This is a genomic window from Bradyrhizobium sp. 192 (assembly GCF_023100965.1).
Lineage (GTDB): Bacteria > Pseudomonadota > Alphaproteobacteria > Rhizobiales > Xanthobacteraceae > Bradyrhizobium > Bradyrhizobium symbiodeficiens.
In genome coordinates this window covers 3194290-3208664 of the sequence record NZ_CP064690.1, presented here as the reverse complement: position 1 = coordinate 3208664, position 14375 = coordinate 3194290, and the positions used below count along the sequence as shown (strand labels likewise).

Genomic DNA, 14375 nt, shown 5'->3' with positions numbered 1-14375 from the left:
TTGCCGCAGGGCTTCAATCGGCCGCTTTGCCCAAGCGACCGGTCGCGGTGTCCGCAGTTCGGCGTCCTCCGCCCACTGACGTCCAGCCGACCAGAGCTCCGATAGGTGAAGAAGTGGAATTCGAATGAGATTCGCGGGCGGGGGGAATCCCCCCCGCCGTACAAAGTCCATCATGGTAGCCGCCCTTGAACCATGCCTTTAGTCTGAAGACCCCAAGAGATCCCCAAGGCAGTTGTTGAGTACTACTTGGTGTGGTTGCCCACACTTTACGCGAAGTGGAAGTCCTGGCTGGTCAACGAACCGACCTTCATGTTCTTCAGCGTGAGCGTATCGCCCCCCGTCGCGATGACGACGTCCTGACCCGATTGGGTCGCGTGGGAAAGAACACTCGCAAAGCTGTCGAACACGCTCTTGCTGAACTGGATCGTGTCGTGAGCAGGTCCGCTGGCAGTGAAGTCCTTGATGACATCGTTGCCGAAATTTTCAGCGAACGAGAACGTGTCGGCCTTGGTGGTGCCAACGAAGGCGTCATTGCCTGACGTGCTCGTCTGTACGTTGCTGCTCGTCGAGCTCGAAGTCGCAGCGAGCGAAGTGGTGCTCATGGACGACGTAGCTACGCTCGACGTACCAACCTGCCCATCGCCGTTGAGATCCTGATGGAAGCTCGTCTCGAGCGACTTAAGGCCGGAGTTCGTACCCGACACGGTGCCGCCCGACGTGGAGCCGGTCAGGCTGCTGACGTGGGAAACGTAGTTCCCGTTGTTGTCGGTGTTCCACGCCGTGTACTGACCCGTGCTCGCCTCCTTCCAGACGACCTGATAGCCGGTGGCCGTCTTCTCTGCACCAATCGGGGCCCAGCTGCCGTCTGACCCGTCCACAAACTCCACGCCGTGATACTTGAGCGAGGGGCCGGTCCCGGTGCTGCTGTTGAGATAGTATTTGTCGCCGCTCTCGACGAGACGCGTCGCACCCGCCGACTCGATCACCGTGCCGGCAGTCGGCGACGTCGGTGTGGTCGGCGAGGTCGGCGAGGTCGGCGAGGTCGGCGAGGTCGGAGTGGACGTACTGGACCCACCGATCTGCCCGTCGCCGTTGAAATCCTGGTGGAAGGTCGTCTCGAGCGATTTAAGGGCAGAGCTCGTACCCGAAACGGTGCCATCCTTCGTGGAGCCGGTCAGAGCTACGTGGGAAAGGTAGCTGCCGTTGTTGTCGGTGTTCCAGGCCGTGTACTGACCGGTGGCCGCCTCCTTCCAGACGACCTGATAGCCCGTCGCCGTCTTCTCCGCACCGATCGGCGCCCAAGTGTGGTCTGAGCCGTCGATAAAGTCCACGCCTTGATTCTTCAGCGTGGGGCCCGTCCCGGTGCTGCTGTTGAGGTAGAATTTGTCACCACTCTCAACGAGGCGCGTCGCACCGGCCGACTCGATCACCGTGCCGGCAGTGGGCGACGTCGGGGTGGTGGGAGGGGTTGGCGTGGTGGGGGACGTGGAGGTGACGCTGGCCGTGACAACGGTTGACGCCGCGCTGGTGTTGCCTGCCGCGTCCGTTGCCTTTGCCGTGAGGCTATGCGCACCGACCGCAAGGGCTGCGGACGTATAGGCCCATACGCCGCTGCTGTTGGCGGTCGCGGTCCCGATCTGGGTCGCGCCGTCGAACACCTTGACCACGCTGCTCGCTTCCGCGTTGCCCGACATCACCACCTGATTGGCGCTGTTCACCTTGTTGCTGGCAATGGCCGGCGCAGTCGGCGCCTTGGTGTCAATGGTGACTGCCAACGCAGCCGACGCCGCGCTGGTCTGCCCCGATGAATTGGTCGCCGTTGCGGTGAGCGTATGCTTGGCGTCGGTCAGGACCTTCGTGATGTAGTCCCAATTCCCGCTCGAATCCGCGGTCGTCGAGCCGATCTGGGCCGTACCGTCGTAAACCTTGACCGTGCTGCCGGCAGCCGCCTTACCCTTCAGCTCGAGAGTGCTGTCGTTCGTGATGCCATCGCCAGCGGTGCCGCTATCGTTCGAGAAGGAGGCGATAGTGGGTGCAGTCGAACCGGACGGGGTTGTCGGCGCGCTCGGTGCATTTGCGTCTTGAAGGACGGCACCAGTCTTCATGTCGACGTTGTGGATATAGATCGACTTGGAACTGGAGTCGTTGGGACCGCCCCGCACGCCACCGAACGCCAGTCCCGACGACGAGCTGGACGGATCGAAGTAGTTGTCGTGGACAGTGAACGTATTCTGGATATCCGCCACCGTGACGCCGGTGAAGGCGTTGACGCTGCCGGTGAATACGTTGTTGCCGATTTCGCCGGAAACAATCTTGCCCGGGCTGCTGCCGATGTCAGGCTCCACCATGAAGCCCTGGCTCGCCCCGCCGTTCTGGGTGGTGGTGTTGTACATGATGGTGGCGGTGAACGGCCCATCCATGAACTCAGTGTAGTCGCCGTGCGCACCGGATGCCATTCCGGCGTTCTGAAGCAGATTGTACTCGACGACAAGGCCGGCCGACTTGCCGCCATTGTGCATCTGAATCATGTCGCCGCCGGCATTCTTGAGCCAAGAATACTCCACGGTCAGCGTACCCGAACCACGATTTTCGATGAGGCCGCTGACGCTGCCGTTGTTGTTGCCGTCAAGCGTGGAGTACATGACCGTCAAATTCGACGACGAATCGGTCGCCAGGATCGGTTTCAGGCCATTGGACCCGACCTGGAAGTTGGAATTCAGAATCTTTGTACCGGCGCTCTGGACGACAACGCCCCAGCCACCGTTGAGCGAGAAATCATAGCCGTCGAGCGTAACGTTGCTGCCCGTCACCGTGATGGTGTGGTTCGCCGTATTCACCGATACCCCGGCCATCGAGATCGTCGCCGGATTTTTCAGCGCTAATCCCGAAGGCGTCCCCACGTGGTAATCCACGCCCGCGACATTCCATCCGGGCCGGTTCGCACCGTAGGAATCGAGCAAATTCGGAAGCTGCGGCGTTCCAATTGGAGCATTTGCGGAGCCGTCGTTAATTGCCATCTACCCAGTTCTCCTGATTTAATTAGCACCGATAGACATGCGCTCAACCACGAGGGTCCCCCAAGCGACATGCTATCCTTGGAAGCCGATCATCTCGGCTGCGGTGACTCTTGGCCGAGCACCACGGGCTTTTTTTGGACTACATCTAGGCTGTGCTAGGGTGATGTTCGGGTCGGACCGCCACACTCACGCGTTTTAAAGAATTAAACACGCTGTTTACGCAAACGCACGCGTACTACGACTCAATCCATGGGCAAAACAGCGTCAATACCGACCACAAAGTGGACCGGACGTCAAATCTGCCGGTGACAGATTCGCGCCAGGGAATTCGCGTCGCCAATTAAACTATTTAATCGCTAATGACATTAATGTGGGCACATAACTGAGATCAATGCGGCGAAGTAAATCGACTGTTCTGATCGAAGGCATTACGCCAAGCCCACGCCACAATTTTGGGGCGATCCCGACCAACTCTAGCGAAGCTACTCGCAGTCAAAGTTTCCGGAGAGCGGGTGGCTACGACCCGGGCTGCTCGACTCAAATACCGCGTCTTTGCGCGGGGCCCCTACCAAAACACCCCAACCAGCGCGACCCGATTGACGCATTCGCAGACATCCTCGCTCACACGAGACATACAGGTACAAGCCGCCGTCAGAGATCGACGCTGGAAACACGCAGCGCTCACCTGGGCTGAGGCAATCGCACGGAAGCGCCGGGTTTCCCCGACTTTCCCTGTACGCCGTCCTTCAGGCCGATGAGGGTAATCTTCGCGGATAACGGCGCGCCAATAGCGGCGAATCTGACGGCGTGCAGCAACCCCCATCCGAGGTGAAGCAGCCATCGGCGCCCTGCCCACCGGCGCGCGAACAGGATGCTGTTGCGTGCAGACAGATAGACCGAAAGGAATGATTGCTGTCTGGGATCAATCGCAGAACCGATAGCGGTGCCGCCAACGTGACGTATGATCGCCCGTTCCGCAAAGCCAATCCTGTGCTTACCCCGACGACGACCCCAGTCGATATCCTCCATATAGAGAAAATAGTCTTCGGCCATCAATCCGACGTCCTCGATAAACGCACGCGTGACCAGCACGCAGGCGCCGCTAATGGAATCGATCCGTGAAAGCACCTCCGCCGTGGGAGAGGTGCCAACCGCCGAATTCCTGCCCACTGCGAGAACACGGCCCGTGACGGGCGACCATTGAAGTCCATAGTTGATGATTCTTTCGGGGGCATGATCGAAAACAAGGGTGCCACCGATCATTCCAAAGCCCTGATCTGCCTTGGCCATGAATTCCGTCAGGCAGCTCTCGTGGACCTCGGTATCGGGATTGAGAACGAGTACAGCTTCCCAGCCGCGCGTATCGAGCAGGCGCTCGAGCCAAGCATTTATCCCGCCGCCATAGCCGAGATTATCTGTCGCGAGCCCAAGTCGAACAGCAACGGCCCGATTCTGGTATCGACATTTAATGACGGAGCTAAAACGTCCGCCGGGCGTGTCAAAGACGTCATCTTCGTCTTGAAGGCGTGTTAGCATCCGCTCCTGACAGATAAGCGCAGCCGCTAACGCCTCGAACGCTTCTTTCCCGCCATTTTCGCAAACAAAGACCTCAAAATCCTGCCAATGGGACGCTGCGAGCGACCGCAAACAGCGCTGTATGTCGTCGGGATTGCGATACCCGACGATCAGCACAGCAAGCTTCGCGCGATCAGACGCCATGGCTGAGACATTCCTTGATCTGCTGACGACGCTGACTGGCGACCTCAGCCCAGACGAAATGCTTTGCGCGCCCGGCGGCGGCTTCCGACATTGTTCGTCGAAGCACGAGGTCGCCAGCCAGCGAACGAATGGCATCGACCCAACGCGGCGCATCGTAGGGATCGAGCACAAAACCTTCCTGACCGTCGCGCACGAACCGACCCGCCCCCATCTCCGTCGTGATGACCGGAAGTCCAGCACCGCACGCTTCGTATATGACCAAAGGACTCCCCTCCTCCAATGAGGGAAATATGAACAGGTCGGCCGATCGATAAAGCGCGCCGACGTCCTTGCAATAGTCGAGTACGATCACGTCGTCCCTGGCAAGAAGGCCGGCGCAGTTCTCCTTGATGGTCGGCTCCATCTCCCCCGCAAGCACGAGCCTGCCCTTCACCCCGCTCTTTGCCCAATAGTCCAGAAGCAGATGAGCTCCTTTCCGCACGCAAATGGCGCCGACGAACACCGCCGTGACGCCTGCGCCAGGGTCGAGCAACGGTTTCCTTCCGAAAAGCCGTGCCGGCTCCCAGCCGTAACTCGCATTCAAGAACTTGGATCGAGGCACGCCATTCTCCAGCAGCGAGGCTTCGACCAGCGGGCTGGGACAAAACACGTGATCCACCGCCTCCAAGACTTGAGCCTCACGATCGACCTTCTCGACCGTGATCCCATGCGCCGGCTCTACTCCAAGTCGCTCGTACGCATGATCAAGAATCCGCTTTGCCGTCCCGGTGTGGCAATTGAACTGTTCACGAAACACGGTCACTCCGCGCCGTTTCAGCTCCTTGATCGTGTCCAGGCTTGCATCCGGCCACAGATAGGCAGCTGATCTTTTGGATTGAAACTCGTCGATGCTAGAGAGAAATACGCGCTCGATCGTACGGCCGACCCAGCGCCGCACGTACCGATACGGGACGTATCGCGCCCAATCCGGCAGCACCTCGACGAGTTGTACCGGTGGGAACGCCCACTGCGCCCGCGGCGTCACGATCGTGACATCGAAATTCTCGCTCGCCATGCCCTTTGCGAGCGAACTGCAGGTATAGCCAACTCCCATTCCGTTGAGTGGCAGCGGCATCAGCACGCCTAGCGAGATGCTCATTGCGGCCTCGCGCTCAGAAGCTGGATCCCGCCTCTGATGAGCGCATCCAGGTTCTTCCGCAAGAACTGCGGGAAGTACATCCTCCGGCACGTGCTTGTTTCGGTGCGATCCGGAGGGCTTCACAATCATGACGGAGGCGCTCGATAGGACGGTTGACTGCTAACCCCGACACGCCACCTCCGCTTAATTTCCGCAAGCCATGATCTGCCCAGCAAACTCTTGGCCAGACGATTCAACTTGCCGACGGAGGTGCGCAGGAGGTTGATGCAGACCGGCTTGACTCGCGGGGCAAAGATATAAGCCGTCGACTCCTGCCTCGATAGGTTGGCCAGCAAATCCTTGTAAGTTGCATCGCCGATACCAAAGTCGACCAGCCGCACCGGCCGGCTCGAGGACGACTGTAGTTCTTCCAATATGCTTAGAATGAGGTGGAGGCCGGGGCCGTACTTCGCGTAGGCAGGATCGTAGGAGACATACTCGCTGAGAAAGACTCCATTGCGTAGCGAGCCGATCCAGAGAGCGACCGGCTGGCCGCCGAGGTAAAGAATGTAGCCTCGCAGCCAGCCCTTGCTTGCTTCGAAACAGAGCCGCGATCGGATGACGGGGCTTTCCGAGAACCCTACACCCAGCCCCCGCTGATAGGATTTCGCTGCGATGATCTCCGCGTCTCGCATCAACTGTTCCAGGTCAGCAGGCGAACCAAATCGCTCGATTCTGCTGTCCGCAAAATCACAAGCAATACTTTCGGCGCGTTTGCGCTGGTTGTATCGGCCTTTCTTCGGAAGGCCAGCCAGGAACGAACCTGCCTTCTCCGGAAGTTCGCACAACCGATGAGCTTGTGGGTTGATCAATTTATCGGCGCACCACCAGGACGGAAGACCGCAGGCATGTTTGACGAGCGGAGAATTGACGTCCGGAGAATGGAATGAGGCTGCATCGGCCTCGCCGGCCGCCAGGGAATTCATGATGCTCTCGAGCAGAATCCTTGCGTTTTGCTCGGAGATTTCTCCCAGCCAGCCGCCGTGCACAATCTGCAGGACTCTCAACTTGGGAACCGGAAGAGCAAAATACCCCAGTTTGACCGGCACATGGCTCGCCTCCAATCGACCGACGAGAAGTGCGGTGGGAAGCCCTCCCTCGTAGAGGACCACGATGTGCGGCCGCTGAACCTGCGGATAAATCTCCATGATAAATTGGAAGAAGTCGATATCCGCGTCTCGAGGGGGATTGCACGAGTTCCAGAACCCCCGAAGCGACTCGATCTCGGAGCGTGTTCTAATAACCCTGATCTGGTGGCGCTCAGTGATTTCGTTCATGGCGTTGACCTGATGGACACTCCCTCGGTTCCCATTCCAGACCCTACACGACACCGATAGAGCCAAGCCGACACTCAACCTCAGGCGATCAGCGACGAGATATCCCACTTGTCTTGACATCCTGCACAATGGCGCCCGTGAGCATGTTCACGTTGCGTAGATAGATCGACTTGGCGCTGTTGTCGTTGGGTCCGCCGCGGATCAGACCGCCAAATGCCAGCCCCGACGACGTCCTCGAAGGATCGAAATAGTTGTCGCGCACGGTGAACGTGTTCACGATATCGGCGACCGTAACGCCAGTGAATGCGTTGACTGTGCCGGTGAAGGTGTTGTTGACGATCTCGCCCGAGATGATCCTGCCGGGATTGGAGCCAATATCAGGCTCAACCATGAACCCCTGACTCGCTCCACCACTCTGGGCGGTCGTATTGTACTCGATGGTCACCGTAAACGGCCCGTCAATGAACTCCGTGTAGTCGCCGTGGGCGCCGGGCGCCATACCGGCGTTCTGAATGAGATTGTACTGGAGAGCGAGGCCTGCCTCCCGGCCACCATTGTGCATTTGAACCATGTCGCCGCCGGCATTCTTCAGCCAACAATACTGCACGGTCAGAGTGCCCGAACCACGATGTTCAATGAGGCCGCCGACGTTGGGATCGTTGTGACCATCAATCGTACAGTAGGCAACTGTCACATTCGACGACGACCCCGCCGCAAGGACGGGCTGATTGCGATTCGCGCCAACAAAGAAATTGCAATTTTGGATCTTTGCATTGTCTCCCTGGACCACGACGCCCCAGCCGCCATCGAGAGAGAAGTCATAGCCATCCAGCGTAATTCCGCTTCCCGCCACGGTGACCACGCGCATCTTGCGATCGACCGTCACCCCGGCCATCGAGATTGCAGCAGGATCCTTGAGCCCGATCGCCGCTGGATGACCCACACAATAGTCGACCCCAGCAACAGGCCAAGAAGGACGAACGCGATATCGGCTCAGCAGCGACGGATATTGAACATCGCAATGGGGCGCATCGGAGGCGCCATCGCCTTTCTCGCTGTGCGCGCGCGGCGCACCCGTGTCCTCGGCAGCTCCTGCGAGGGAGCAAGCGGGGTGTAATGCCACCGCGGCGGCAAATGAGCGGGCAATCAAGTCCCTAACGGCGGTTTTCAAAGACAACTGCATGGACACCTACCATCGACGCGCCGTCGCCGGAACGTAGACCGGTGGGCCATGCCAGGCAGAGTGCAACTCGCCGAAGTGTCGCGTTCCCAGAAAATGTTCGTAGAGCGAAGCCCGTATTCCAATATACGCCCCCCAAAGCATCCACATGGTGTTCCAATAGTGCACGGTTAATCCGACCATCACGAACGTCATGACCGCAAGCGTAAAGCCCGAGCGCATCCTGTCCATGTACTCATCCAGCGTCGGGCCAACGGTCTTTCGTCCAAACCCGACGAAGAAGGAGGTCACGTTGGCCAGCAGCAAGAAAGCAACGATCGGGACGCCAAACCGGAGCGCGATGACAAGCCAGACCGCGTCCACCGAAGCATTGTCGAAGAATTCCATGCTTTCGCCAATATCGCCAAATCCAAAACCGACCCAGGGAGCAAGACCGATGTTGTACAATGCTCGATCCCATGTGGCCTTGCGAAAATAGCCTGTCGAGGGATCGAGGGTGAGGTGCGCGACGATCCAGGAAGTCGGATTGTTGGTGGTCAGGTAAATGAAAGCGATCACGGCTCCGATGGCCGTCCCGAATACTTTCCATCGCCATGGCGAGGATTTCAGGAGCCGATCATAGCTGTAGACAGACAAGACCACCATGAACATCAGCATGGGGGCTGAAGACATCGCCAGGAAGCATCCGAGGAAAGCAATCCCAACCCAGCAAATCTGGGGCACCCGACGTCCTTCCGAGTACAGGAATATCGCACCGGCGGCAGTGCAGAATGTCCCGTAGGAGATCGCGTGCGGAAAGACCGACGCTCCTCTCATCAGGCCGTTCCTGTACTCCGGCTCGCTGTTCAGCCCGAGAAAACTGTTGACGATAAGCTTTCCCGACATGTGGTCGACCATCGCGACTGCGACGATGATCACGACTGCAACCTTCAAGGCCTTGATGAACTCGACGACCGCCAGATGCCCGAAGAAGTATGCGCGCGCGACGATATAGCCGCCAAAAAGTTCGAGCGCCACCGCGCCCGACGACGACAATTCGGCGGAACGGTTTTCTGCCGATACGACCAGCATCCATGCTGACGCCAGCAACATGAACAGATCGCAGACGACGAGCCGCCGTCCCTTCTGCAGCAACAACAACAAGGCCGGAATCAAGAGCAAAGCGATGATGAGACGTTCAGGATTGAACTTCGCGCCCCCGATAAGAAAGCTCATGTCGCCGGGTAACACGATCCCAAGAACAAACAACCATGTCGCGAATGGATGGGCGCGTTGCGGAGCCGCACCGGCACTCGCAATCAGCCAAGGCTCCCGCTCCACCGGGCCCTTGGCTAGCGCAGCGTTGGGGAGGCGATTCCTCAACGAATGTCTCCCCACCTGTTTGACCGGTCGACTCGCAGTGCCCTGCCCCGGGACGTTCTTCACCATGCCGACGCCGTCGAATGAAAGCTGATCAGCGCCTGAACATTCTCGGAATTTGCCAGACGATGGGCGGGATGAAAGGCTTGATGACCTCGAGGGTCGTTCGCTTTCTGACCTCGCCCGGCCGCATTTTGAAGATCGTCGTATGGTCTTCGGACATTTCATCTTCCGGCCGACCATTGGTGTAGTAGTAGAGCGCGATCGATCTGCGATACTTGCCTTTTGGACTCGTCAGGGGATCGGGATGTCCGTGATAGGCGGTATCGGTCGTTGAGAATACAACGATCCGATTTGCAATCGGCAGATACGCCTTTTGCTTTGCCTTGACGTCCTTGTCCCACAATTCGAGGGCGCCGCCCCATTCCTGCTTCCAATCATAGTTCAGATAGACCAGCAGATTGAGCCGGCGGTCCAGCCTCAGCTTCTTGTGCTTGTTGAAGTCGGCATGAATGGCGAGCCGACCACCGCGCGGAATCATGTGCATCCCGCCACCAACGAGGTAAGGATCGGGAATGAGGCCCTCGATGCCAGTCATGCGTTCGAGAAAATCGAGAAAGAGCCGCGAATTCAGCGAACTGACGAATTGCTGAATGTAGGGAGGAAATTCCTCAAATCGGTCGAGTCCGAGCTTCTGCTCCTCATACGCGCCGGCATCGAGAAAGGTCCGATTCCACGAGCTCTCGAATTCCCCGGGAAACTCCGCGGCGACCTTTCTAATGACCTCGTCATCAAAAAAGGTATCAATCCCAATGTGAGGAAAGGGCTGGTTGTCCCGGTACTGCTCGGCCCATGCGTCGGCCTGGCGGCGCATTTTATCCAACGGAAGGAAGGACTTGGTATCGAGAGATTTGATCTCCGCAGACGGCGGCAGCACAGCTGTTGCAAACATCTCTACCTCTTTCCCCGTTCAGCGGGGTAAATGACGTCCCTCGAATACCGTCCTCTCGAGTGGACCGCCGCAGTATTAAATCACGATACATTATAATATCAAATGCGACAAGCCAATTAAATAAATTCAAAGCACGAACGTTAATGCCAAGCCGAGCTCGCCGCAAGAAAGCAGATTGAATCACGCTGGCGTCAAGCAGCCGTTCTCCGACAGAGTGGTAGCCAGCATCCGGTCCATCCCCAATTCCTTAGATATTGCGCTAGGATCCGACGCCCGCTGCGTCGAATACGTTGACCTCCGGAACATCGCCTTATGACGCATCCGCAGGCGACGCATCGGCAGGACGAGCGGATTGCGGGAGATCGTCGCGCACGTGGTCTGGACGGGAAGGCGATCACGCCATTTCCGTACCATGTAGCGATAGGCTCGAACGTAGTCGCGCCCCAACGATAGCTGTGCCTTGGCGTTGTGGATCAACGGCAGGTCCAGTCCGTAACAGGACCTGCCCAGCCTCTCGGCTTCGAGCACGATGTCTGCCCCGTAGAGGTGGAACTCCGGCAGCAAGGGATCGAAGGACACGCCCGAGTCCCGGCGAACAATTATCGTCAATTCATCGACGCTGACCACTCGTACAGGCACCTTCAGCTTCCCTCCATGAATCCCCCCAGTTTCGGGGAATAACGGGGCAAGCGAGGCATCCCACGTACGGCCAACCACGTCCCCTGCCGCGGTGACGCTGCTCAGGCCCGCCACGGCCCACCGTCTGTCTTGCTGCGTGAGCCGTCGGATTTCCCAATCCAGCCTCTCAAACCAGTTTTCGGGGAAGAACACGTCGCAATGGGCGAAGATGAGGATATCCTCCTTCGCACTTGCGATCGCCCGGGCATAAGCGCTGGAAGCGCTGGGCTGATTCCATAGGACCGTGATCCCGACGTCGCCCCTGGCAATCGCCGGCGAGCGCCGAAGATCACGATCGAGAATTTCAACATCCGTCGATCGAGCACAGGTATATACATGGAAGCTAGCACTCGGGGACATTGCGAGATCACCATATAATAAAAATTAAATGTGCCATTACAGTAATTTGGGGCGGACCGCAATCAAGCCTTCGACGAATAAAGACAGAGTCGTTTATTCGGCGCGGGATCCTAGCCATTTCGCTGATGGGAGCCCGCATCGCGCTCTGCCGGCTCGGTGGCAGCGAACTGCGAGTAGAACTGGCGCCGATTCCCCTAAATGGACGCGGGATGGAAAATGCCGACGGACTGGGCATAGCGCTGCTGTTATTCCATTCTCGTTTCGCACAAGCTAGTGAGGTTCTCACTCGGAGTCGCACCACTTTTCCGTCTCATCGCATCCTGGATGAGTGACGCTATCGCTCGCCCCCCCTGCCCGGGGGTATGGCGCGTCTCAAATTTGCGTTTCGCCGCGCGTCCCATTTGTTCCCGCAGCGAAGGCGACGAGAGGAACTCGATGACCTTCCTGCTCATCTCCCCAACATCGAATCCGGCCACGCTGAAACCGGCGTCCGGTTCGACAAATCTCCGCGCCGCGTCGCTTGCGTCGAAGCAGATCGTGGGCGTGTTGCGCCGAGCTGCTTCCAGAACCACGAGGCCGAACGCCTCCTCGCGCGACGTGAGGAGAAAAACGTCGGATGCGGCAAAATACGTATCGACATCGGCCTTTCGCCCAACGAAGCGCACCTGCGCGGCCGGCGCCTCGCTCTTGAGCCTGCGCTGCATGGTCTTGACCTTGTCCGGGGCGCCGCCCACCCACACGAATTGGACATTTCGCCCAGTGACGCCACCGGCGACCTGGCGAGCGACCTCTATGAACAGGTCCGTGCCCTTGCGCGCCTCGATCGAGCCGCAACCGCACACGATGCTTACGTCAGGCGAGACGTCCAATTCGCGCGCGAGCCTGAGGCGCGCTTCCTCCGCGTCGGGGAAAGTACCTTCGAGCTCGGGAATGAACGGCTCGACCACCTCGATCCGGTGCGGTGCGATGTCGAAATCTTCGATCAGGCAATCCCTCACGGCGTCGGACACCGCGATATATCGGGGGCGCCGCCGCTCAAGCGCCGCGAGATTGGCCAATCCGACGCTTCGGATGGCTCCCGCAAGCTCGTGGACGTGACAGAGGACCTCGCAATCCCCGATGGGCAATCGTTCGAGCAACCGCCCAGAAGCTATCGAATTGACATAGACGAGACCGAAGCGGTCCTTGGAAAGATCCTTTTGCAGGCGGGTCAGATGATATGACTGCGTGAAATGATGCACATCGAAGCGCCTCATCGCACGATAGAGCAGATCGCCAGGTTCGACGGAGTCGACCTTTCCGAGCATGGCGAATTCCCTGCTGAGGTTGCCCGGGCTGGCAGTCACGGTGCGGAAAGAAATGGAACCATTGCGCCGAAGCCAGCGCTGTATATTGAGGAGCATGATTGGCGCCCCCGTCCGCGACGCCTCATGACTGAGGAAGAGCACCTTGTTCGTCATAACCTAGCTCTGGCGGTCCCTGTCCGCGCCTAAAACGGGAATGGCGGATGGCGTCTGCAACAGCTCTTGCCGTCGCGCGTTCGACTTGCCCATCAAGGATAGGAGCCTTTGGCGCCCTTCCGGCCCAGGCATCCGCAGAAGCCGCCAGACCGGTGGAAAGTAGCGCATTCGCGAGTCGAGGCTCATGGCCCAGCGCAGAAGCGTAAAGCCGCTCTCGATGCGCGCCTGTCGGATATAACTGATCCCCGAGTCAAAGGCTTGATCGGCGAGCGAGTGCGCCACCTGCCGCTGCAACAACCGCATGTCCCGGCGTTGATCGTGACAGGTCTCGAAGAAGCTGTCGAACGCCGCTTTCCTCTGTCCATATTCCGTCATCATTTCCGCGAGATAGGGGTTCGACATGGCGGAATCGTGCTTCCGATAGATCCCCTGCACCGCCTCGATCTTGGCGACTTCCGCGTGCACGCCAAACCGGAGCCACATCTCCAGATCGCCGCTGTGAGGAAGCGACGGTCTATAGCCGCCTACAGCCTTCTGGACGCTAGTTCGCGCGATCGCTGTCGCCGTGGCCACGAAGTCAGAGCCGGTCCGGCACATGTCCGCCACCACATCTTGCTTGGTCCACCGGAAGTCCTGGACAGGGTTGACGACCGGCCGAGGAGTGTCCCGACGCCACACCAGGCATTCGCCATAGGTCAATCCCACTTCCGGCCGAGAGTCCATGATTTTCGCAGCACGTTCGAACGCTCCCGGCACGAGCAGATCATCCGCGGAAAGCAGTAGAAAGTAGTCGCTGTCCGCCCATTCGATTCCCTCGTTGTATGTTGCGATATGTCCCTTGTTGCTCGCGTGAGCCACAAAATTTACGCGCGAGTCTCTCTCCGCGAGGTCGCGCGCGATTTCGACAGAAGAATCTGAGGATGCGTCATCGATGATGAGGATGCGAACGTCGGCGATGGATTGATCAAGCACGCTTCGTACGCAGTCCGTCAGGAAGCGGCCATAATTGTAGCAGGGAACAAGGACGTCAAACTTCGCCATCGCTTTGATTTCTCCTGTGGTGACGACCTCGCGAAATAAGAGGCGGGCTGCAGCGACGTCTCCCCTTTGGCGGCCTTTATCCGGACCAGCTCTGACATGAGAGCTTTGGCTGGTCTTTCCTGGTCATCGGTGGCTCATCCGCGCGTAAAAGAAGC

At 58.8% G+C, this 14375-nt stretch carries 10 protein-coding genes; all 10 read right to left on the bottom strand.

Translation table 11 applies throughout. The features are described 5' to 3' along the window. Positions 1-266 precede the first annotated feature (266 nt). Positions 267-3017, bottom strand: a complete 2751-nt coding sequence (locus IVB24_RS14590; protein ID WP_247773373.1) for an Ig-like domain-containing protein — start codon at positions 3015-3017, stop codon at positions 267-269. A gap of 681 nt (positions 3018-3698) precedes the next feature. Continuing rightward, positions 3699-4736: a glycosyltransferase family 2 protein gene (locus tag IVB24_RS14585; RefSeq protein ID WP_247773371.1), complete on the bottom strand. Its 1038-nt coding sequence runs from the start codon at positions 4734-4736 to the stop codon at positions 3699-3701. Beyond that, positions 4726-5874, bottom strand: coding sequence for a glycosyltransferase family 4 protein (locus tag IVB24_RS14580; RefSeq protein WP_247773370.1), 1149 nt, complete (start codon positions 5872-5874; stop codon positions 4726-4728). The genes IVB24_RS14585 and IVB24_RS14580 overlap by 11 nt, the downstream gene beginning before the upstream one ends. A 125-nt stretch (positions 5875-5999) precedes the next feature. Further along, positions 6000-7190 (bottom strand): GNAT family N-acetyltransferase, encoded by a 1191-nt coding sequence (locus tag IVB24_RS14575; RefSeq protein ID WP_247773368.1) that lies wholly within the window; start codon positions 7188-7190, stop codon positions 6000-6002. 88 nt (positions 7191-7278) lie between these two features. Beyond that, the gene (locus IVB24_RS14570) at positions 7279-8373 is read right to left on the bottom strand and encodes a hypothetical protein (protein ID WP_247773366.1); all 1095 of its coding nucleotides are present in this window, start codon (positions 8371-8373) and stop codon (positions 7279-7281) included. Positions 8374-8379: 6 nt separating this feature from the next. After that, positions 8380-9732, bottom strand: coding sequence for a hypothetical protein (locus tag IVB24_RS14565; RefSeq protein ID WP_247773364.1), 1353 nt, complete (start codon positions 9730-9732; stop codon positions 8380-8382). A gap of 91 nt (positions 9733-9823) precedes the next feature. Further along, positions 9824-10681: a 2OG-Fe(II) oxygenase gene (locus IVB24_RS14560; protein ID WP_247773362.1), complete on the bottom strand. Its 858-nt coding sequence runs from the start codon at positions 10679-10681 to the stop codon at positions 9824-9826. A gap of 180 nt (positions 10682-10861) precedes the next feature. Next, on the bottom strand, positions 10862-11719 hold the full coding sequence (locus IVB24_RS14555; protein ID WP_247773360.1) for a hypothetical protein: 858 nt from the start codon (positions 11717-11719) through the stop codon (positions 10862-10864). Between the two features lie 245 nt (positions 11720-11964). Further along, positions 11965-13179 (bottom strand): glycosyltransferase family 4 protein, encoded by a 1215-nt coding sequence (locus tag IVB24_RS14550; RefSeq protein ID WP_247773358.1) that lies wholly within the window; start codon positions 13177-13179, stop codon positions 11965-11967. Between the two features lie 3 nt (positions 13180-13182). Continuing rightward, on the bottom strand, positions 13183-14220 hold the full coding sequence (locus IVB24_RS14545) for a glycosyltransferase (protein ID WP_247773356.1): 1038 nt from the start codon (positions 14218-14220) through the stop codon (positions 13183-13185). Positions 14221-14375 lie beyond the last annotated feature (155 nt).